Source organism: Pseudomonas sp. RA_105y_Pfl2_P56 (assembly GCF_963970845.1).
Lineage (GTDB): Bacteria > Pseudomonadota > Gammaproteobacteria > Pseudomonadales > Pseudomonadaceae > Aquipseudomonas > Aquipseudomonas baetica_A.
Map to the genome: position 1 here is coordinate 1 of NZ_CAXAPL010000058.1, position 21649 is coordinate 21649.

Genomic DNA, 21649 nt, shown 5'->3' on the forward strand with positions numbered 1-21649 from the left:
ATCTTCGGGGATCAACTCTTCCAGCGAGACCGGAAACAGGCTGGTCTGGCTGCGAGACTCTCCTTGGATGTAAGCCATAACGAAAAATGCTCCGTATCTTTCGATACGGAGCATTTTCATTGAGCGCCGCACAGATTGCTAGGTTTTCACACAGTCTGTTCGGGGTGCTTTTTTTATGCCCATGATTTAGACCTTCCGACACACCATAGACCCAATGTGAGAGCAGGCTTGCTCGCGAGAGCGGTGAGTCATTCAGCATCCACTTTGAATATTAAGCAGCATTCGCGAGCAAGCTCCCCCCACACGGGATTTACCGCGCGACTTGAATCACGAACACAAAAAAGCACCCCGCAGGGTGCTTCATCTCAAACGATCGAACGATTATTGGCCCGACCCATTCTGCGACAGAATCAATTTACCTTCCTTGTCGACCGGAATCTGGTTGCCCGGATCGCGATCCATCCGCACCTTGCCCTCCTTGCCATCCAGCGAATAACGCACGTCGTAACCAACAACCTTGTCACTGATGTCATTCACTGTGTTGCAGCGCGTTTGCGTGGTGGTGTAGGTGTCACGGTTTTGCATACCTTCCTGCACCTTGTTGCCGGCATAACCGCCGCCAACCGCACCTGCCACCGTGGCAATCTTCTTGCCGGTGCCACCCCCCACCTGGTTACCCAGCAAACCGCCCGCTACCGCACCGATAGCGGTGCCGAGGATCTGGTGTTGGTCCTTGACCGGCGCCTGCCGGGTCACGGTTACATCCTTGCAAACTTCACGTGGCGTCTTGATCTGTGTTTTGACCGGCTCAACGGCCAGCACTTGCGCGTACTCAGGGCCGCTTTTAACCAGGCTGTAGGTGGCAACAGCACCCCCGGCTGTTACACCGACAGCACCCAATACCGCACCAACCAGTAACGACTTGTTCACATGAACCTCCTGACCATCACATGCGGGTCGGGCCCGCGCTTATCCCAGCCTTGGAGCATAAAAAAAGGCGCGAGTTCAACTCGCGCCTTTTTGGCTGACAACCGGGAAAACGATGGCCGTTATGGACGGTCGTCGATTTCCTTGTCGGTGTTAGCGGGTGGAATCAGGTCTTCAGTGGTCAGATCCAGCCAGATCAACACCACGTTAGCGATGTAGATCGACGAGTAAGTACCCGCCAGAACACCGATAAACAGGGCAATGGAGAAGCCGAACAGGTTGTCACCACCAAAGAACAGCAGAGCCGAGATCGCCAGCAACGTGGAGATCGACGTCGCCATGGTGCGCAGCAAAGTCTGAGTGGTCGAGATGTTGATGTTCTCGATCAACGAAGCCTTGCGCAGCACACGGAAGTTCTCACGAACCCGGTCGAACACCACGATGGTGTCGTTCAGCGAGTAACCAATGATCGCCAGTACCGCCGCCAGCACCGTCAGGTCGAAGGTGACCTGGAAGAACGACAGAATACCGATGGTCACGATCACGTCGTGGATCAGCGAAACAATGGCGCCGACCGCGAACTTCCACTGAAAGCGGAAAGCCAGGTAAAGCAGAATGCCGCCGAGCGCCAGCAGCATGCCGAGGCCGCCCTGGTCGCGCAGCTCTTCACCGACCTGCGGGCCGACGAACTCGACACGCTTGACCGTCGCCGGGTTGTCGCCGCCGACCTTCTGCAGAGCATCGGCTACCTGATGACCCAGTTGCGGGTCTTCGCCAGGCATACGCACCAGCAGATCAGTGGTTGCACCGAAGCTCTGCACGATGGCTTCGTGGTAACCCGACTCCACCAGTTGCTCGCGCACCTTGGTGACATCGGCCGGACGCTCGTAGGTCAGCTCGATGAGCGTACCGCCGGTAAAGTCCAGACCCCAGTTCATGCCCTTGGTGGCGACACTGAACAAGGCCAGCACGGTAAGGAACAATGTGACGCCGAACGCAACGTTGCGAACGCCCATGAAGTTGATTGTACGTAACATGGCAGCCCCTTAAATCCACAACTTCTTGAAGTCACGACCGCCGAAGATCAGGTTGACCATCGCGCGGGTCACCATGATGGCCGTGAACATCGAGGTAAAGATCCCGAGGGACATGGTCACTGCGAAGCCTTTGACCGGGCCTGTGCCCATGGCAAAGAGAATCCCGCCGACCAACAAGGTTGTCAGGTTGGCGTCGAGAATCGCGGTGAATGCCCGGCCGAAGCCTTCGCTGATTGCACGCTGCACGGTCATCCCGGCGGCAATCTCTTCGCGAATCCGCGAGAAGATCAGCACGTTGGCGTCGACCGCCATACCCATGGTCAAGACGATACCGGCGATACCCGGCAGGGTCAGCGTTGCCCCCAGCAGCGACATCAGCGCCAGCAGCAACACCATGTTCACGCCCAGAGCGACAGTGGCGATGATGCCGAAGAAGCGATAGATGGCGATGATGAACAGCGAGACAAACAGCATGCCCCACAGCGATGCATCGATACCTTTGGTGATGTTGTCAGCACCCAGGCTCGGACCGATGGTGCGCTCTTCAGCGAAGTACATCGGCGCCGCCAGACCACCGGCACGCAACAGCAGCGCCAGTTCGGACGACTCGCCCTGACCGTTCAGGCCAGTGATGCGGAACTGAGCCCCCAGCGGCGACTGAATGGTCGCCAGGCTGATGATCTTCTTCTCTTCCTTGAAGGTCTGCACCGGTACGTCTTTCTCGACGCCACCAACCACTTGCTTGGTGTAAGTGGTGACCGGACGCTGCTCGATGAAGATCACTGCCATGCTGCGACCGACGTTCGAACGGGTCGCGCGGCTCATCAGTTCGCCACCATGACCATCCAGACGGATGTTCACCTCAGGCGTACCGTGTTCGCCGAAACCGGCCTTGGCGTCAGTGACCTGATCACCGGTGATGATCAGACCACGCTCGATCTGCGCCGGAGGACGATTGCCTTCACGGAACTCGAACGTCTCGGAGGTGGCTTTCGAAGCGCCCGGCTCTGCCGCCAGACGGAACTCAAGGTTGGCCGTTTTGCCGAGGATACGCTTGGCTTCGGCAGTGTCCTGCACGCCCGGCAGCTCAACCACGATACGGTTGGCGCCCTGACGCTGGACGATCGGTTCGGCAACACCCAGCTCATTGACGCGGTTACGTACCGTGGTCAAGTTCTGCTTGATGGAGTATTCGCGGATTTCCGCCAGCTTGGCCGGGGTCATCGCCAGACGCAGCACCGGTTGACCATTGAGGTCGGCCGGAACAATGTCGAAATCGTTGAAGTTCTTGCGGATCAGTGCACGGGCTTGTTCGCGGCTGCCTTCATCAGCGAAGCCCAACTGGATGGCACCGCCCAGTTGCGGCAGGCTGCGATAGCGCAGCTTCTCTTTGCGCAGCAGGCTCTTGACGTCGCCTTCGTAGACTTTCAGGCGTGCATCGAGGGCTTTATCCATGTCCACTTCCAGCAGGAAGTGCACACCACCGGACAAGTCCAGACCCAGCTTCATCGGGTGCGCGCCCAGATTGCGCAGCCATTGCGGGGTGGTTTGTGCCAGGTTCAGCGCGACGACATAGTCATCACCCAATGCCTTGCGCACAACGTCTTTGGCCGGCAGCTGATCTTCAGCCTTGCTCAGACGGATCAGGCCGCCCTTGCCGTTTGCCGCCAGAGTGGCCGCCTTGACGTTGATCCCGGACTCGTGAAGCGCGGTGCTTACGCGGTCCAGATCGGCCTGATTGACCTGCAGAGCCGTGCTGGCGCCGCTGATTTGAATAGCCGGGTCATCGGGGTAAAGATTGGGAGCGGAATAAATCAGACCGACCGCCAGCACCGCCAGGATCAGAATGTATTTCCACAGAGGGTATTTGTTCAGCATCACGCCGCCCGTTATGACGCGGGGCGCCTTGCGCGCCCCGTCGATTGAGTAGAAGTTGTTGCTTAGATCGCTTTCAGCGTGCCTTTTGGCAGCGTGGCGGCGATGGCGCCCTTCTGGAACTTCATTTCCACGGTGTCGGAAACTTCCAGAACCACGAAGTCATCGGCCACTTTGGTGATCTTGCCGGCGATGCCGCCGGTGGTCACCACTTCGTCGCCCTTCGCAAGGCTGCTCAGCAGGTTCTTCTGCTCTTTGGCGCGCTTGGCCTGTGGACGCCAGATCATCAGATAGAAGATGACCAGGAAGCCGACCAGGAAAATCCACTCGAAACCGCCGCCCATTGGGCCGGCAGCAGCCGGTGCAGCTGCGTCAGCCATGGCATTAGAGATAAAAAAGCTCATTTAGCACTCCAGTTGCAAATGTTGAATCTTGGGGTCAGAAAACTTAGTCCAAAGGCGGAACGGGGAGCCCGCGTTTGGCGTAGAAGGCATCGACAAAGGCGGCCAATGTACCCTGTTGAATAGCCTCGCGCAAACCAGCCATCAGCACCTGATAATGGCGCAAGTTGTGGATGGTATTGAGCATGCTGCCGAGCATTTCGCCGCATTTGTCCAGGTGATGCAGATAAGCGCGGGAGAAGTTCTGGCAGGTATAGCAATCGCAGGTCGGATCCAGCGGCGATTCATCATGGCGATGGAATGCGTTACGGATCTTCAGCACGCCTGTATCAATGAACAGATGCCCATTGCGGGCATTACGGGTTGGCATCACGCAATCGAACATGTCCACACCGCGGCGCACACCCTCAACCAGATCTTCCGGTTTGCCAACGCCCATAAGGTAACGAGGTTTGTCAGCCGGCATCATGCCCGGCAGATAATCCAGCACCTTGATCATCTCGTGCTTCGGTTCGCCCACCGACAGACCGCCAATGGCGAGGCCATCGAAGCCGATCTTGTCGAGACCTTCCAGCGAACGCATGCGCAGATCCTGGTGCATTCCGCCCTGGACGATCCCGAACAGCGCCGCGGTGTTGTCACCGTGAGCGTTTTTCGAGCGTTGAGCCCAGCGCAGCGACAGCTCCATCGACACGCGCGCGACGTCTTCGTCAGCCGGATACGGTGTACATTCGTCGAAGATCATCACGATGTCGGAGCCCAGGTCACGCTGAACCTGCATCGACTCTTCCGGGCCCATGAACACTTTGGCGCCATCCACGGGAGAGGCGAAGGTCACGCCCTCCTCCTTGATCTTGCGCATCGCGCCAAGGCTGAACACCTGGAAACCGCCGGAGTCGGTCAGGATCGGGCCTTTCCACTGCATGAAATCGTGCAGGTCACCGTGCTCCTTGATCACCTGAGTACCCGGGCGCAGCCACAGGTGGAAGGTGTTGCCCAGGATGATCTCGGCGCCGGTGGCGACGATGTCACGCGGCAACATGCCCTTGACCGTGCCGTAAGTGCCCACCGGCATGAACGCCGGCGTCTCGACGGTGCCACGCGGGAAGGTCAGGCGACCACGACGGGCCTTGCCATCGGTTGCCAGGAGCTCAAAGGACATGCGACATTCGCGACTCATTCTGTTTCCTCTGGGCCTGTTTGTTTAGGGGCAGTAGGTGCGGGGTTACGGGTGATGAACATCGCATCACCGTAGCTGAAAAAGCGGTAACCGTTGTCGACGGCGGCCTTGTAGGCGGCAATGGTTTCGGGATAACCGGCGAAGGCCGAAACCAGCATCAACAGCGTGGATTCCGGCAAATGGAAATTGGTCACCAGGGCATCGACCACATGGAACGGCCGGCCCGGGAAGATAAAGATGTCGGTGTCGCCACTGAACGGCTTGAGCACGCCATCACGCGCCGCACTTTCCAGCGAACGCACGCTGGTGGTGCCGACCGCGATCACCCGACCACCCCGCGCACGGCAAGCGGCGACGGCATCGACCACGTCCTGGCCGACTTCCAGCCACTCGCTGTGCATGTGGTGATCTTCGATCTTCTCCACGCGCACCGGCTGGAACGTACCCGCGCCAACGTGCAACGTGACGAATGCGGTCTCGACGCCCTTGGCGGCAATCGCTTCCATCAGCGGCTGATCGAAATGCAGCCCCGCCGTCGGCGCCGCCACCGCGCCCAGGCGCTCGGCGTACACCGTCTGATAACGCTCGCGATCCGAGCCTTCATCCGGGCGGTCTATATAAGGAGGCAACGGCATGTGCCCGACGCGATCGAGCAGCGGCAGCACATCTTCATCGAAGCCCAACTCGAACAACGCATCATGGCGCGCAAGCATTTCAGCTTCGCCACCGCCATCGATGAAAATCTTCGAACCCGGCTTCGGCGACTTGCTGGAACGTACATGCGCCAGCACGCGATGCGCATCAAGCACCCGCTCGATGAGGATTTCCAGCTTGCCGCCGGAGGCTTTCTGCCCGAACAGCCGCGCCGGAATCACCCGCGTATTGTTGAACACCATCAAATCGCCCGGGCGCAAATGCTCAAGCAAATCAGTGAATTGACGGTGTGCGAGGGCGCCGCTAACCCCATCCAGGGTCAACAGGCGACTACCGCGACGCTCGGCCAAAGGGTGGCGAGCGATCAGCGAATCAGGGAGTTCGAAGGTAAAGTCAGCAACGCGCATGATGGGGTTCGTCTAGCAGGGCCCGAAAGTCTAGCGGAAATATCGAAAATTGACCATGAAACGTGATTGACCAACGGTAATCTCATCTCTATACTTCGCCGCCATTGAGCCCTGATGGCGGAATTGGTAGACGCGGCGGATTCAAAATCCGTTTTCGAAAGGAGTGGGAGTTCGAGTCTCCCTCGGGGCACCACATAGCAGTATCTGAGAGTCTCTACCAGCCTCTCAGACCCAGAGAAACCGGCCACTTGGCCGGTTTTTTTGTGCCTGTCTGTTTATCCCTGCCTCCCCTTATCCGTTGTATCCCTGTATCCCTGCTTGTATCCTGAGAAAAACACCTAACTTTGGGATACAAGGATGAAACGCGCAGACATCAAGCGCCGCCCCCTCGCCGATACCACGCTTGCAGGGCTTGAGCCTGAAACAAAGGAATATCGAGAGCTAGATGGAAACGGCTTATATTTCCGGGTCAAACCGGACGGTGGCAAGTCATGGCAACTCAGGTACAAGCGGCCTGCAGGTAACTGGGCATGGATGGGCCTCGGCGGCTATCCAGAAGTCAGCGGCGCACTTGCCCGTGAAAAAGCAGCCGATCTACGAAAGGTTGTCAGTAGCGGTGCCGACCCTCTTGAACAGAAGCGCTCGGCAAAAGCGGCAATCGATGCCGCTCGAACCCGAACCTTCAGAGCAGCTGCGGAAGCTTGGCTAAAGGCAAAGGAGGAGAAAGGTCTCGCTCCCTCCACCCTCAATAAAATCCGCACTTACCTCGACAAAGACATTCTTCCAGCGCTGGGTGATAAACCTCTGGACGAAATAACCCGAACCGATTGTGCAAATCTCCAGGCCTCCCTCGAAGCTCGGGAGGCGCATAACGTTGCTGAGAAATGTCGGACGTGGGTCAATCAGATCTTCGGCAGAGCAATCGGATTGGGATTGACAGAAAACGATCCGGGTAGCCGTCTACGCGACATCGCAGCTCAAGCACCGAAGACTCAACAACACCCTCATTTGCTAGAGCCCGAACTCGGCGAGTTTCTCACAGCCTTAATGAACACCCCCAGCAGACTCACCGCCAGAACGGCGGCATGGCTTTGCATATGGACAGCCTCTAGGCCGGGAATGGTTCGTCTCGCGGAGTGGAAAGAGTTTGATCTCGATAAAGCTCTTTGGACTACACCTGCATCGAAGATGAAGATGCGCCGAGACTTCGTATGTCCACTTCCGCGCCAAGCACTGGTAGCACTTAGAGAGCTGCACGCTTTAACCGGGCGCAGCCGCTGGCTATTTCCGGGAGTTGGAGCGAAGAATCCGACTATCAGTGAGAACACAATCAATAAGGTATTCGCGACCATTGGCTACAAAGGACGTCTTGTAGGCCACGGAACACGGCACACAGCGAGCACCCTGCTCCGTGAACATGGATGGCCAAAGGAACATGTGGAGGCGCAATTGGCTCACAAAGAAGAGGGCATCTCGGGGGTCTACAACAAAGCTCAGTACCTCGAGCAACGGACAGCCATGATGCAGTGGTACGCCGATCATCTAGACAAGTTGCAGAATGGGAACGTCGTACTGGGCCAATTCGGACAAGCCATTTGACCATGCCAATCCTGATCGCTCAAAAAACCGGTGTTCCACGTGTTCCATGTGTTCCGAAACGGCTGAAAGCCCCTGAATTCGCGATTTTCAAGCCTGGAACACCACTGGGTTTCACCTGGAACACATGGTTGAAGGCACACAAAAGGTGTTCCAAAGACGGCAGCACTTCGAAGCAGCACCTCCCTACCCTCACTGGCGGTCTTTTAGCCTCGTCGGGCGCAGGTACTCGCGTTTTATTGAATGCAAATACGGGGCGAGGGGTGAATCTTGAGTAATTTTTTTTATTTGAGCGATCCCCTCAACATCGAAGGCTGGGAAATTGTCGAGATATTAGAGCGATTCACGCTGTACGAAGAATTTGCAGAACGCATCGATGATGCCCTCGACCTCATTCGAGATGGCCAAGAGCATTGGGAGAGCCACCTGAAAGATGGGGAGTGGTCCGTTGAATCCATTAGAGTGTTAGCTAATGTAAGGCGGCTTTCCTACAACATAAGCCAACAATTCAAACGGTCCAGAGACGACCTGCCTCGCTGCATCCAGTGGATAGTAGGGGAATCGACCGACTCAGATATCACTGATAGCCAGTATATTGCTGCGCTGGCGATGGATCGAGCCTGCCGTGTCATCGAGACGTTGCAGCGGTGGTTCAGTGGCTTCGATACGGATCTGTGCGCAGGGAATTTTGAGAGTCTTGCCAAAATGATCGCAGACGCGTCGGACGAATTTGCAGCGTTTGTGGAGGATGTACGCCAGCAACAAGCGTATCTGGAAATCGAAGCACGAGTGGAGGCGGCAGAATTGACGGGGACAGCTCGATACTATATGACCCTCGCCAACGTCTACTACTCTCCGTTGTTAAGCAACGCAGAAAAGATCCGAATCAGCGCTACCGCACGCAAGGCAGGTATCAACTCGGCGACTGTACGTCGCGAGGCCACAATAGATCGCAATCAAAGCATTTGCGACCACGCTAAGCGCCTACTAAGTGATGGGCGGTCGGAGAGGGAGATCGTTGGCATTATTGCTAACACTGACTCTGCGCTGAAGACACCGTCCGGCACCACCAAGCTTTCCACAAAACAAATCCGCAACATTTTGATCACGGGAGGATTGCTTTGCTCGGGACCGGCAAAATAGATCAAGTATTTGAAGCCCAACTGAACGTTCGCTTGCGCTGTACTTGCTCAATGATTGCAGGGGATTTGCTCATGCGGACACCGGCGCGGCCAGAATCATAACGAAATTTAGTTGCCGCACTCCACTTAGACATAAAGTAAAATCACACAAGCCTAAAAGCGCATGCAGCTGGTAACCCTCCGCAATAGAGAAGTCCAACTAGGGTCTAAACCCGTACATTCCGAAGAAGACTCCTTCATGTATCGATCAAAATGATTGGCAGCCCCTTCGCACAAAGTATCTTATTTAACAACTCAACTGATTCGAACCTGAGATCATTGAGCTTTACTACAATCTCTTTATCTAAAATTTCAATAACTGTAGGATGCTCTAGAATTCGTCCATCATTTAGGGATCCTGTTGCGATTTCTCGCGCTTTCTGCAACTTTCTAGCTGCATTGCCAAGCTCTCTTGGCTTCTCTTTAGGGACTCTGACCTGATCAATCACGCGACCATCTCGATCTTTCAAACATCCAGTCGCAATAGCACTTTGGGTTGCAGATAGCGCCTCAATAAAATCAGTAGCCCTATTCTCTAAGTGAAATGGCGTCCGAATAGCTGGGCGATCAAAAGCCATGGATAAAAGACGATAATAATGCTCATCTGCGCTATATGCATTACGATACTTCAGAACATTATCATAATACCTATACATGAATTCTGGATTATCATTCAAAAAATCCACATAATCTTCCCAAAACATCAACGATACGGCAAAACCGTTACTCTTTTCATTAATTTTTCGAACATATTCCTGAAGATCTGCATCTCGCTGACCAGTAGTACTTATAATGAAACGCTTTAACTCGGGAGCGAAGCCTTTGGCTAATTTTATTTCCTCATCAATCTCACTAATACTCAGTGTGTTCGAAGGAGCATCAGCACCCGGCTTCGTCTTCCAAGTTCGCTTCTTACACTGGATCCCGGTATGTTCTTGTTGTACATAGTTATAACCGTATACATCAACGCCTGCTTGGGCTTGACCCTGACGACCATTTCTCTCCGCATAGTCATCTTTCCACTTGGATTTTGCGATATCCAAAGTCAACCTTTCAAAATCCTGCCAATATGCAGGAGGCATAATATCCACAACCAGATTACCCATTTCTTCCCCTTAAAACCTAAATATCTAGCGATCCAAATGCATCAATCATAAATAACACACAAAAAACCAAATACGAATCCCGACGAATTTTTTACCCGATCTTCTGCAAGTACTCCTCAACATCTGGCACTGAAATAATCTTAATCTTAGACTTTCCAAAACCAAGTGGAAAAATAGGATTAGCCGGATCAAGCTTGATAAAAAACTCCAAAAGCGCAACACTTGAACCAACATATCTGATTACTACATCTGAAAACAACTCAGCGAGTATTTCCGCACTATTAATGGATTTACTGTGTATCAATTCATTCCGTATCCGCTCCAGATTTTTAAAGTCTCCCCAAAATTTTTGCTCTGTTGGAGAGCCACAGACCAGTATCTCAGGAAGTATGATAGAAACTTTTTCTGAAGTATTAATCCACCGCTCTATCTGTTCCTTGCCATAGTGCTCAACAATACCCTTACTTGTAGTTTTTTTATACACATAGCCGTCGGGAATACTTGCATTGCAAAATGACTCTACCGCTTTGTACGCAAACACGACAGATTTTTGAATCTCCTCAAGAAAATCATAAGCTATCTTTACATCAGACTCAAAAATTGCATTCCGGTCAGCAGCATGTTTTTTTATTTCCTCTCGTTTATTATCCGCAGCGATCATGGATTTTTTTGAAATACTTAGAGAAAGTGATATCTCATTTGGAATCGCAATTGAAATATCTTGACCATTAAACTTCGCCATTACAAGCTTTTGAAAAAAAGCCGTATTATTATCCTCTTGATCATGAAAACCAATAGGCTTATTGGATCGAATATCCGGAGTTGGAACTGAACGACTTTCTTCTTCCGAATTGCTGGTAGTGTGAACGCACACCATCACCGTATTTATCTCTAGCTCCATTTCCTTTCGACCCACCTGATTAAATTAATTTAAACAAGACAACCTTTTACCGATCTTAGAAGATTCTTTGCAAATAACCTCTAGACACCTTTCTTAGAAACGTATCTACCACATACATACATCCCACGACTCTGCATAGGACAATACATCTTTGTAGCGAAAGGGGAAAAGGAAAATTATTGAAGGTTTCAACGTTTATCTCCCGGAAGCTTGTCATTGTTAAAGCGTTCCAAAAAATGAAATTTGGGGAGCGTAAGTCTCCGGCCGATATGTCGCCACCTTCAGTTCGCCACCCGTTTCGCCGGTCATGGCTACGCAACGCCCTGTCTAAGGTTCTCGCAAATATTTGGACTATTCGAATACTTAGAAGGAAGTGAACCGCCGTTCATTTCCCTTTTCGCCGGTAGCGTTAGCTCTGTATCTATCCACGACTACAGGAAACGCTCAATGACTACCACGACGCTCCAATCCATAACCCCGCTTTCAACCTCCGCCACTGACTTACTCACCCCCGATCAAGTGGCTGCCACTCTCGGCCTCTCGCATCGCACGCTCGCCGCCTGGCGCAGTTCGCGCCGTAATCCGCTGCCATATGTAAAAGTCGGAAGCCGCGTGCGATATCGGCCTAAGGATGTGTCGACGTGGCTCGAAAGCCGCACGCACAGCGCTGCCGCAACTGCGAGGAACGAGAAATGAAAACCTCTCGCCTCCACTCCTCTGCAAACGACTCTACGCCAATCGACCCGTCGCTGACGCTCATCCGCATCGCCGAGGTCATGGCCATCGTCGGACTTGCGCGCCCCACCATCTACAAGCTGATGAATGAGCCAGAAAGCGGTTTTCCTAAAACCGTAAAACTCACGAACAGCAACGCTCGCGGCGCTCCAGTGGCCTGGGTTTTGTCGGAAGTTCAAGCGTGGGCACGTGGTCGCATTGAAGCACGTGATGAGGTGGCCGCATGAGCCGCTCAATTGCCAATCAAGCCTTGATGCATCCCTTTTCAGTGCTGCGCCGCATCGGCTTTTCAGCCGCCACGATGCAGCGCCTCGAGCGCTATCGCGGCCGACAAGACAGACAAGGGCGCGTGGTCAGCGTACTGAGCTGGGCCGACGGTACATGGTGCGCCCTCGCGCTTCGTTGCGAAAAACTTGGTGCGGTGATCGTTGATGAAGGCCAGCAAACGGAAGCCTACGAAGACGCCCGCTCCATGATCGATGACGGCTTCCTCCCCCTGCTCAACCTGCGTTGGGAAGCCCACGCCTGAAACGAAAACGCCCCCGGCGGCAACCGGGGGCGTTTGAGGTCAATCTGTATGCCCGATCAATTTATGTCGCATCAAAATAATGCGCAAGGCTTCGTGCCGGTTGCGCTTGTAAAAACACGGAGTTATCCTGCCGCAGTCGTTGCAAATTCAACGACCGGGCGTAGGAACCCGAGAATTAGTAGGCGCATCAGCGCCCAGATCACAACTGCCGGCGTTTTTTTTCGCCCGCAGTATCGTGTTATGGCGGCTGTGTGTGGGCAGGCTTCGGCCTGGCCGGGTGCCTACTATCCCGGTATTCCTACCCCGCGCACAGCTGCCACCCAATCCCGTAGGAAGGACGGTGGCGGCTCCAGTCAGAAAGTAGGAGCCTCACCCATGCACGCCCTCATTCCGTCCAAAAATCGCGCCGCTGCACACCGTGCAATGGCTCTCGCCGCTCTACACGCCAACTCCAGTCTTGCTACACGTCTTGCCCGCTACAACGCACATATGGCCAAAGCTCGCGCTCTCGAAGCTGCAGGCGGTGTCCAATGAACAACGCCCTGAGTTTTGCCCTGCCCGAAGACATTCTCAGCGTCAGCCAGCGCGCCGGGGCCGGTGTACCTATTGACGCCATAGCCTGCGCAATTGAGCGCGCGGACTCGGTGCTGACGTTGCTCGAAGACCACTTTGAAGGTGAGTCGCGCCTCTCCAACCGTGTTATTGCCGCCGTCATTTGGGACGTTCGCGGCACCCTCGGTTTGATCAAAACCCTCGCTCTGCACGGTGATACCACTTCCGTTCCAGCGGAGCAGGAAGGCGGTTCGCTATGAACGCGTTGACCACGATCGGCCGCACGGATTTTTCGCCTGCTAATGCCAGCGGCTTGAAGTTATTTCGCGTCAACGCAGGCATCCCCATCGAAGATGCTCTGGAGCTAGCCTCTCAGTTGCAAGACCACGTGAATCTGCTCAACCGCGACGCCGCCATGAGCGACCAAGGCGAGCGGTTTAGTTGGCCTGCTCTGTATTTAGGTGAAATGGCAAAAGCGCTACTTGATGACGTGGCTGACACCCTGTTCTCGCCGAGGGCCGACACATGAGCCAGCACCAGAGCAGCAAAGCGAAACGTCCGAGCTTCGCCGACGTAAAAGCTGCCTCGCTGAAGGACATTGAACGTGTCCTCGCGCACTGGCTGCCCAACGGAAAGCGTGTGGACGGTGGCAAGGAATACACCGCTCCCAATCCGACTCGCACTGACAAGCGAGCAGGTTCGCTCAAGGTCAATTTGAACAAAGGCACGTGGGCTGACTTCGCCACTGGCGACAAGGGCGGAGACCTTATCGACTTGGTGCGCTACTTGGACGGCGGCACAGATGTCGAGGCGTGCGTGAAGCTCACTGAACTGCTGAGCGTGAGCGTCGGTGCGGCGCGGTCGGCTCCCGCTCAAGGTAAAACCAAAGCGCCAACATGGACCGCCATACAGCCGATCCCGGCCGAAGCGATGCAACGTTGCCCGGTCCGCCATCGAGATCACGGTGCTCCGTCGAAAGTCTGGATATACCGTGACGCTAGCGGTCAGCCACTCATGGCGCTTTACCGCTTTGATCTCGGTCCAGATGAAGACGGCAAGCCTAAAAAAGTCTTCGCTCCACTGACTTGGTGCCAGCGCTCCAACAGCGAAACCACGCAATGGCGATGGCAGGGATTGCCTGACCCGCGTCCGCTCCTGCGCTTGGAAGAATTGGCACTGCGCGATTCTGCACCTGTCGTGTTGTGCGAGGGCGAAAAAGCCGCCGATGCGGCAAGCGAATTGATGCCGGACTTCGTGGCCATGTGCTGGCCCAACGGGTCTAACTCTTGGCACAAGGCCGACCTGACACCACTCAAAGGGCGCTCGGTTGTGCTTTGGCCGGACAACGACAGCAGCGGCAAGTCGTGTATGGAAGAAGTCGCCAAAAAGCTGCACGAAATCGGCGCCGAATCGGTCCGGTTCGTCGCGCTCAATTTGTTCAAACGCAAGCCCACTTTGAAGGACGATCAAGCAGCCTTCGCCAAAGGTGGCAATTGGGACGACGGGGACGATGCCGCCGACGCACTCAGTAAAGGTTGGACGGCAGCACACGTCGCCGAGCTGGCGCGCAGCGGTGAGCTTTTAGTTCCTCTCCCACACGAGCAAGCTGACGAACCTGCAGAGCCAAAAGCAGCAGCCAAACAACCGGCAAAATCGAAAACTGATTTGCTGCCCGGTGGTTTTCGATTGGCCCCTGAAGGGGTGTTCTATACCGGCGATGATGGTGAGTCGCGGCCTGTGTGTTCCTCCTTGGAGATTCTCGCTCGTACCCGCGATGACAAGGGTCACAACTGGGGTTTGCTGGTTGAATTCGATGATCCAGACGGCGCTAAAAAGCGTTGGAACATTCCCGCTCGCAACATGACCGGCGACTTCGGCAAAGACGTATTGGGGCCGCTGGTGGATATGGGATTGCGCTTGCCTGGTACGCGCTCCGGCCGCAATGCCCGCAACGATCTTCAGAGCTACCTGCAAGGTTTCGATAGCAACGAACGGGCGCGCTTGGTCACTCGCCTTGGATGGCATGGACCTGCATACCTGCTACCCGATCAGCAGATCGGCAATAGCCATGAGCATCTATTTTTTTGTGATGCTGGGGCGCAGCTTCCTCCCATCAGCGAGGCCGGCACACTGGAGCAATGGCAACAGCAAATCGGCGCACTTTGCGTAGGCAATCACCGCTTAGCGTTTGTCGTCAGCGCGGCTTTTGCTGGGCCGCTGCTGCACTTGCTGGGTCATGAATCAGGTGGGTTCCATCTTTATGGCGACAGCTCCGGCGGCAAGACGACTCACCTACAAGTTGCCGCGTCGATCTACGGCGGGCCGAGATTGGTCCGATCGTGGCGCTCTACCGACAACGCGCTGGAGTCGATTGCCGCCGCGCATTCGGACGGCGTCCTGGTACTCGACGAAATCGGTATGTGCGACCCGCGCATCATCGGTGAGACGGTATACATGCTCGGCAATGGCACGGGTAAAGCTCGCGCCAATGACCGAGGGCAAGCAGGCCGTCAGGTACAAGAGTGGCGCTTGCTGTTTCTCTCAACTGGCGAGAAGACACTGGCGCAGCACATGGCCGATGCGAACAAAGAGCTAAAAGCAGGTATGGAGATCCGCATGTTGGCCGTGCCGGCAGATGCGAGCAAAGGGCTAGGCATGTTCGACGTGCTGAATGGATTCGAAGACGCTGCCGCTCTTTCGGACGCGCTCAAAGCACGAGTGGGCAAGTACTACGGTACACCGCTTACCGCGTTCCTTTCGGCGCTATGCAAGCCCGGTGAAATGCTCGGCTGGACAGCTATGCTGCGGCGAACGGTAGAGCGCTTTATCGCCAAAGCACTTCCTGCATCCGCCAGCGGTCAAGCGCATCGTGCCGCTGCTCGCTTCGGTCTTGCCGCTGCCGCTGGTGAACTGGCCACGGCACTTGGTGTTACTGGCTGGCCGGAAGGCACCGCGACCACAGCCGCGCAAGTTTGCCTCAATGCTTGGCTCGAAGAGCGCGGCGGCGCCGGGAACATGGAAGGAGACGCCATTGTGAATCGATTGCAGCACGTGATCGAGCGATTCGGTGAAAGCCGTTTTACACGCTGGGACGGTCTTGCCGCCAAGACCGACGATCACGCACCACGGACCACCGACCGCCTCGGCTTCCGGCGCACAGTTGAACACGGCATGGGCGATGGGGTTTACACATTAGTCACCTACTACTTCCTGCCCACTGCGTGGAGGGCCGAAGTGTTCAAAGGCATGAGCCTCACCTTAGTCAATCGGGAACTGATAGAACGCGGGATTCTGGAAGCCAGCGCGGAGGGTCGGGCTGCGCAATCTGTGCGGCTCCCAGGGCTCGCAAAAACGAGAGCGTACGTGGTTCACGCCAACGCCCTCCTCTCCTCTGAAACCGAAGCTGCGTGAAGTATTGGCGGATCGAGGAGAGCTGCCGGCCGCTTCGGGTCTGGCCCGCCCGGAATAATGCGTACAAACACCACAAATTTTGATATGGAAGAATTCTAATGAGCGAACTTCAAAAGCAACTCAAGCACCACCAAGCGGAACTGGAACGTCTCAAAAAGGCGCTACCGAATCTTAGCGCGGCGGCAAAGGAGGCCAAACGCTTCCACGCTAACAACCGCATCAATAGAGCGCCGTATCCTCGCGAAATCACTGATGCGTTTGATAACGCTAAATCTGCTATCGAGGGTCACGCTTCCGAGATCAAGCGTATTCAAAGGCTGATCGACTGGGAAGATGGCACCCGGTTCGCGAGCGCCAACATCAAAAAGGCTCAGAAAGAAATCAGTCAGGTACAGAGCGACCTGCAGAAGCTGCAGGACAAACGCCTAAAACTGTCAACCAAACTGCAAAAGCTAGAGGATGAGAAACGAGCCGAAGTCGAGAAGGCCCAATATGCGGAGAAACAAGCCGCGGCGAGTTATGCGGTAGCTCTCAGTGATGGAGACGATGCAGATGAGCAGCGTGCGGAGAAGGTGCTCCGTCTCGCCTCCGAAGCACTGGCAACGGTGACACGTGGCAAGCGAGGATTGGCAACGACCGCGCAAGCCTTGAAAAACGAAGTTGAGAAGCTCGATGTGGAAATCACAGAGATCAGAGAGGTTTTGAAAGATCTTCGTCAGCGGCAGCTACGCGTAGCGCGGATCATGTGGGCTGACCGCATGGACAAGGCCGCTCAGGAGTTTGCCGCCGTCGCTGCACACTTGGAAGCCACCGAGAAAGCCTTGGGATGGACAAGCTCATTGAGTGAGCTCTATGTGCCTTTGCAAACCCCGCATGGGGCTTCGTGCATCAGCGAGAAGACAATCAGAGATAAAGCCTATGCACTGTCCATGGAGCAGGTGCTAGCCGCCTGACTCACCGCATCGCCGATACCTACGGCGATGCTTTTCACCCATAACCGGATCACCAATCGCGGAACACCAAACGTGTACCGTGTAACTGGTGTTCCGGTTATTTGCATTTGGTGTTCCACCTCTGGAAGCCTTGAATTACGTGGTCCCTAGCGTTTCTGGAACACATGGAACACATGGAACACCGCGTTTTCGCTACCTACGGGTTAGCGTTCCCCTCGCCCCTGTTCACGGCGTGAACCTTCAGCGCGAGCGGACGCGGCGGATCGCTCCAAATCCTCAGATCTGCTGTGTCTGATTCCGCCCGGGCGAAGGGGGCCGGAGCGGCAGATTTTACGGGTCCTCCTTAAGGGGGCCCCCTACACGGGTTATCAGACTCGCAGGTTTCCTCTAGCTGAGATTCTGAGAGCGATGTCCGTCTTTTCTCGAGCTTCACGTCATATTTGCATATTCATTTCGACAACCGCACAGATCTGAACATACTGTAGGCATAACCAGTACTGAATGCTTGTGAAGACGGATTGCTAGACGATGACCAGCTATCAGACCAGACAAGGAGGCAACCACCATTTACCTCTAAATAGACTTGCGGGGGTGGCCAACTTGGTTAATTCTAGCTGGCAGGGCAATACGCCAGCACGGCCAACTGGGCACGATGCGATGATAAATTACGGAACAATCATGGATGTTGATGACGAATTTTATTCTGCCAAGCCAAGAGAACAAGTAGGACGCGACACATTTGCACGTTATAAAGCGCAGGTGCGCGCCGCCAGTTTAGCGGCACTGGCGATACTAGAAGGCGGAGAAACTGACAGGATATATTGCGATTATCATGACGACTTCGTCATTAGAAAAATAAAGTCAGGCCGCCCCAACTATTTATTTGTACAAGTAAAAACTAGAGGCAAAGCAAATAAAAACTGGACAATAAACGAGATATTCGGATTAAAAAAGTCTACCAAATCTAAAAAAGCAGACCAGGATCCAAAGCTCGTCAAGGATAGTTTTGGCGGCAAACTATTACAGCATACAATTACATTTCCAGAAACTTGCGCCGAAATAGTCTTCATGACTAACTCGCACTTGGACGACTTGGTTGAATCTATCGCGAATTGTTTAACTGCAGAAGATTCAACAAACGAGTATGTAAAATTCCTTTCTGAAAAATTTAATGAGTGTTTCAATCCAGACAGCCCCTCCAAGATTGGCGAAAGTGATGCCTTGGCTAGAATGGCTAAACTGAGATTTGAAACAGACGTACAGTATATAAAAGAAAAAAATCACAACTTCGAATCCCTTGCAAGAAGCTCTATATATGATTACAGCGAGATTGATCTCGACCACAACGAGTCAAAGCAAATCATCATAGGATTGTTAGAGCTGACATCGAAAAAATCTTCAGGAAAAATAGTTAATCTAAATGAATCAACAATCAATGAAAATGCATCAATAGAGATTAACGACCTACTAGACCTTTTAAGTATTTCCAGAGAAGCATATCAGGCGCTACTCAAAGGCGATGATCCAAAAGCCATAAAATCAGCATCGGTAATTCAAAGAGCGCTTGCATCTGCCGGTGCTAGTAATGACGAAATAGAATATGCATCCAGATGCAAAACCAGCTGGGATATTTGGCTGAGAGAAAACCGCAATCGACTTTCAGACTTCGATATAATCTCAATAAACTCTTATATAGATGAATCATTCAACAGTATTTTTAAATCCGGTAAGAGCTTAAAATTGTCGGATGCCAATCCGATAATACTTCAATTGAAAAAGCGCCTCACGGACCAAGGCATTATCTTCGACCTTGACCCGAACCTTTTACTTGGAGGTTTTTTTTCAGCTCTGGTGAGATGCAAGTCATGAATTATGAACAGTTTTTTGAAAGCGTTAGCAAACGCAACATAGAGATTTCGTTCACCAACGAAGAAGTCCAAAAAAAATATCATCTCAATAATGAAGCTTTGTTCCAACTCCCACTCATTGCAATAGTCGTTCTATTATTATCAAAGGAAAAAAGAAAACCTTCGATTACCGAAATTGGCCAACTGGTAGGAGAGTCGATCGAAAGCGCGATGGTTGGCTTTAAGGGTTCCTCGCAGCACATCGGATGGTCCGCGATATTGCGCATTCGTACCGTCAAAGCAATAAGTTTCCTAGAACGTTCAGAATTAGTAACGATTCGAAAATCTGACAACCGCATGATAGCGACACCCTTAGGACAGAAAGTTATAGAGCGTGCACTTTCAAATGACGACGATCTTTCTTATAACCTTTCCATGATACGACGCGCTTATAGAAACGTTTGTGTGAATCGGCAATTAGACATGGAGTTAATATGAGACTTTTAAGACTGAGGATACTGCCTCGTGGTGTAAACGGCTGGGCCTCAGAAGACTTGGAGTTTGGAGCTGATGTCACTCAACTTTTCGGACCAAACGGCTGCGGCAAATCACCGCTTATAAAATCAATAGTATTTTGCCTTGGCTACCCAAGCAGTTTCAGGGATGATATTTATGATCATTGCTTAAGGGCCGAGCTAGACATATTCATACAAGGGGTAGTATTTACAGCGCGCCGAGCTTTTACCAAGACTTTTGATGTAGAGATATCCGCCCCTGGTCAACCGACACTAAGCTTCTACAATGAACTCGACTACACTCGACACTTATTTAAAATACTTAATCTCGATATACAGCCTCTCGTAGCAGTAGACGAAAAAAAAGCTGCAAATCCCTACTTCTCTTCTCTACTGCCTATTTTTTATCTTGATCAAGAGGACGGGTATCGTAAATTTTACAGCCCTGCTCATTCATTTCTCAAAGACCAAGCGTCAGAAGTTTTACGAATACTGCTCGGACTTCCACCCAAAAATGCTTTCGACAAAAAAAAGAAGCTTATTGACGCTAGACGCGAATTAGAGGTTCGGGATAGACAGGTTTACTCTTTAAAAAAAGAATACGAGGCCGCTCACAAAATTCACGGATCCGGGAATAAAGAATTAATTACTCAAGAACTGAAGGCGCTGTATCAGCGGCTGGAAGAACTGCAGTCTAGCTCAGCTAACAAAAATGCTTCCACCGAGGCGCTAGACGAAATCATCGGAATGAACAACGACTCCATCAGAGCGCTTGATAGAGAATTATCCGATATTGCGAAAAGAGATCGAAGCTTTCAACAGATCCACGCCGAGATAGAAACTGAAGTTAACACTCTGAGTCTGAACGAAGAAGCAAAAAGAGTATTTACCTCTTTTGAAGAAATTTGCAACTCGGCGGGCTGCCAGTTATTTTCTTTTAGTTCAGATTCGTATGGGAAAAACCTGTTATATCTCAAAGACCAGCTAAAAGACTTGGAGCGAAACGTTAATATTGGCAAATTACGCTCGGAGCAAATCCTAAAACGAAGAAATGAGCTTAAGGAACAAGTAGCATCCCTAATTGATAAAAGAAATGGATTATCAGGGACTTCGGAAATTAGGGCATTGGTCGAAGCAGTATCACAAACCAGTTCAAGAATTTTCAGCCTGGAGCAAGAGCAACAATCAATACTGCATCTAGAAACCCTCTCGATTAAATACGTGGAAGCGTTAACACTTCAAGACGAAGCAATTTCAGTCAAAGAAGAACTTGAAATTGGCGGACAAACCAATCCTTCGATCATAAAGTTTCGCAATACACTCAACTCCAGCATGTTGAAGTGGATGGCTATACTCGACACAAATAATGTTTCGAGCGAAATTACATTCCAAAACGATTTCACTCCAATTTTTGGTGGAGAAAGAATTTCGCAGTTGGGTGGCAGCACACGTATAAGGGTGATTCTCGCTTATCATGCAGCTCTACTGGAGTGTTTCTGCATGATGGACAAACAGAAAATATCCTTCATCATTTTCGACACACCAAAACAACAAGACATGCATGGCGTCGATCTAGGACGCTTCATAGAAGCACTAAAAATATTTGCCACTGCGACAGGCATCCAAATAATAATTTCTGGTACCGAGTACCGCTATAAAGGTGATAGCCGAGATATTGATTGGGAGCCAAAATTTCAGGGAACGAAACAAAAAATGTTTCTCCACGAGATCAGTAAATTCCCAGAAACATAGGAATAAATAAGCTCAAAGCGTGAATTTTATACAAATATTTCCCTGATCGCTTCCACATGGACAGTGAGACAGAACGACTTACCATTTTAA

20 protein-coding genes and 1 tRNA gene are annotated in these 21649 nt (G+C 52.7%); 13 read left to right on the forward strand and 8 right to left on the reverse strand.

Annotated elements, in window-relative coordinates; genetic code table 11:
• Window positions 1–381: 381 nt before the first annotated feature.
• From AACY11_RS26235 to queA, 6 genes are all read right to left on the reverse strand, one after another.
• A complete protein-coding gene (locus tag AACY11_RS26235) occupies window positions 382–930 on the reverse strand; it encodes a glycine zipper 2TM domain-containing protein (RefSeq protein ID WP_221733368.1) in 549 nt (182 codons plus the stop codon).
• Between the two features lie 119 nt (window positions 931–1049).
• Window positions 1050–1964 carry a protein translocase subunit SecF gene (gene secF, locus AACY11_RS26240; RefSeq protein ID WP_339434248.1) on the reverse strand — a complete coding sequence of 305 codons (915 nt, stop codon included), beginning with the start codon at window positions 1962–1964 and terminating at the stop codon, window positions 1050–1052.
• Between the two features lie 9 nt (window positions 1965–1973).
• Window positions 1974–3842 carry a protein translocase subunit SecD gene (gene secD / locus AACY11_RS26245; protein WP_339434247.1) on the reverse strand — a complete coding sequence of 623 codons (1869 nt, stop codon included), beginning with the start codon at window positions 3840–3842 and terminating at the stop codon, window positions 1974–1976.
• Between the two features lie 62 nt (window positions 3843–3904).
• On the reverse strand, window positions 3905–4243 hold the full coding sequence (yajC, locus tag AACY11_RS26250; protein ID WP_003227923.1) for a preprotein translocase subunit YajC: 339 nt from the start codon (window positions 4241–4243) through the stop codon (window positions 3905–3907).
• 43 nt (window positions 4244–4286) lie between these two features.
• Window positions 4287–5402, reverse strand: coding sequence for a tRNA guanosine(34) transglycosylase Tgt (gene tgt, locus AACY11_RS26255; RefSeq protein WP_162130185.1), 1116 nt, complete (start codon window positions 5400–5402; stop codon window positions 4287–4289).
• A 14-nt stretch (window positions 5403–5416) separates the two neighbouring features.
• On the reverse strand, window positions 5417–6481 hold the full coding sequence (gene queA, locus AACY11_RS26260) for a tRNA preQ1(34) S-adenosylmethionine ribosyltransferase-isomerase QueA (RefSeq protein ID WP_339434246.1): 1065 nt from the start codon (window positions 6479–6481) through the stop codon (window positions 5417–5419).
• Between the two features lie 108 nt (window positions 6482–6589).
• Between queA and AACY11_RS26265 the strand changes: the two genes are divergently transcribed.
• From AACY11_RS26265 to AACY11_RS26275, 3 genes are all read left to right on the forward strand, one after another.
• Window positions 6590–6674, forward strand: a tRNA-Leu gene (locus AACY11_RS26265).
• Window positions 6675–6838: 164 nt separating this feature from the next.
• Window positions 6839–8080 (forward strand): tyrosine-type recombinase/integrase, encoded by a 1242-nt coding sequence (locus AACY11_RS26270; RefSeq protein WP_339496049.1) that lies wholly within the window; start codon window positions 6839–6841, stop codon window positions 8078–8080.
• Between the two features lie 267 nt (window positions 8081–8347).
• Window positions 8348–9220, forward strand: a complete 873-nt coding sequence (locus AACY11_RS26275; protein WP_339496050.1) for a hypothetical protein — start codon at window positions 8348–8350, stop codon at window positions 9218–9220.
• A 235-nt stretch (window positions 9221–9455) separates the two neighbouring features.
• On the opposite strand, the gene AACY11_RS26280 is transcribed toward AACY11_RS26275, so the two are convergent.
• Window positions 9456–10364, reverse strand: coding sequence for a hypothetical protein (locus AACY11_RS26280; RefSeq protein ID WP_339496051.1), 909 nt, complete (start codon window positions 10362–10364; stop codon window positions 9456–9458).
• A 91-nt stretch (window positions 10365–10455) separates the two neighbouring features.
• Window positions 10456–11265 (reverse strand): hypothetical protein, encoded by an 810-nt coding sequence (locus AACY11_RS26285; RefSeq protein ID WP_339496052.1) that lies wholly within the window; start codon window positions 11263–11265, stop codon window positions 10456–10458.
• Between the two features lie 447 nt (window positions 11266–11712).
• Here AACY11_RS26285 and AACY11_RS26290 point away from each other — a divergent pair, with 447 nt between their 5' ends.
• From AACY11_RS26290 to AACY11_RS26335, 10 genes are all read left to right on the forward strand, one after another.
• On the forward strand, window positions 11713–11961 hold the full coding sequence (locus tag AACY11_RS26290; RefSeq protein ID WP_339496053.1) for a helix-turn-helix domain-containing protein: 249 nt from the start codon (window positions 11713–11715) through the stop codon (window positions 11959–11961).
• A complete protein-coding gene (locus AACY11_RS26295) occupies window positions 11958–12227 on the forward strand; it encodes a helix-turn-helix transcriptional regulator (RefSeq protein WP_339496054.1) in 270 nt (89 codons plus the stop codon). The genes AACY11_RS26290 and AACY11_RS26295 overlap by 4 nt, the downstream gene beginning before the upstream one ends.
• Complete coding sequence (locus AACY11_RS26300) at window positions 12224–12529, forward strand: hypothetical protein (protein WP_339496055.1); 306 nt, start codon at window positions 12224–12226, stop codon at window positions 12527–12529. The genes AACY11_RS26295 and AACY11_RS26300 overlap by 4 nt, the downstream gene beginning before the upstream one ends.
• 530 nt (window positions 12530–13059) lie before the next feature.
• The gene (locus tag AACY11_RS26305) at window positions 13060–13341 is read left to right on the forward strand and encodes a hypothetical protein (RefSeq protein WP_339496056.1); all 282 of its coding nucleotides are present in this window, start codon (window positions 13060–13062) and stop codon (window positions 13339–13341) included.
• Window positions 13338–13610, forward strand: coding sequence for a DUF3077 domain-containing protein (locus AACY11_RS26310; RefSeq protein WP_339496057.1), 273 nt, complete (start codon window positions 13338–13340; stop codon window positions 13608–13610). The genes AACY11_RS26305 and AACY11_RS26310 overlap by 4 nt, the downstream gene beginning before the upstream one ends.
• Window positions 13607–16492 (forward strand): DUF927 domain-containing protein, encoded by a 2886-nt coding sequence (locus tag AACY11_RS26315; protein WP_339496058.1) that lies wholly within the window; start codon window positions 13607–13609, stop codon window positions 16490–16492. Before AACY11_RS26310 ends, AACY11_RS26315 begins: the two co-directional genes overlap by 4 nt.
• Window positions 16493–16590: 98 nt before the next feature.
• Window positions 16591–17445, forward strand: a complete 855-nt coding sequence (locus AACY11_RS26320) for a hypothetical protein (RefSeq protein ID WP_339496059.1) — start codon at window positions 16591–16593, stop codon at window positions 17443–17445.
• A 528-nt stretch (window positions 17446–17973) separates the two neighbouring features.
• Window positions 17974–19314: a dsDNA nuclease domain-containing protein gene (locus AACY11_RS26325; RefSeq protein ID WP_339496060.1), complete on the forward strand. Its 1341-nt coding sequence runs from the start codon at window positions 17974–17976 to the stop codon at window positions 19312–19314.
• Complete coding sequence (locus tag AACY11_RS26330) at window positions 19311–19790, forward strand: hypothetical protein (RefSeq protein ID WP_339496061.1); 480 nt, start codon at window positions 19311–19313, stop codon at window positions 19788–19790. Before AACY11_RS26325 ends, AACY11_RS26330 begins: the two co-directional genes overlap by 4 nt.
• The gene (locus tag AACY11_RS26335; protein WP_339496062.1) at window positions 19787–21559 is read left to right on the forward strand and encodes a hypothetical protein; all 1773 of its coding nucleotides are present in this window, start codon (window positions 19787–19789) and stop codon (window positions 21557–21559) included. Before AACY11_RS26330 ends, AACY11_RS26335 begins: the two co-directional genes overlap by 4 nt.
• The last annotated feature ends 90 nt before the right edge of the window (window positions 21560–21649 follow it).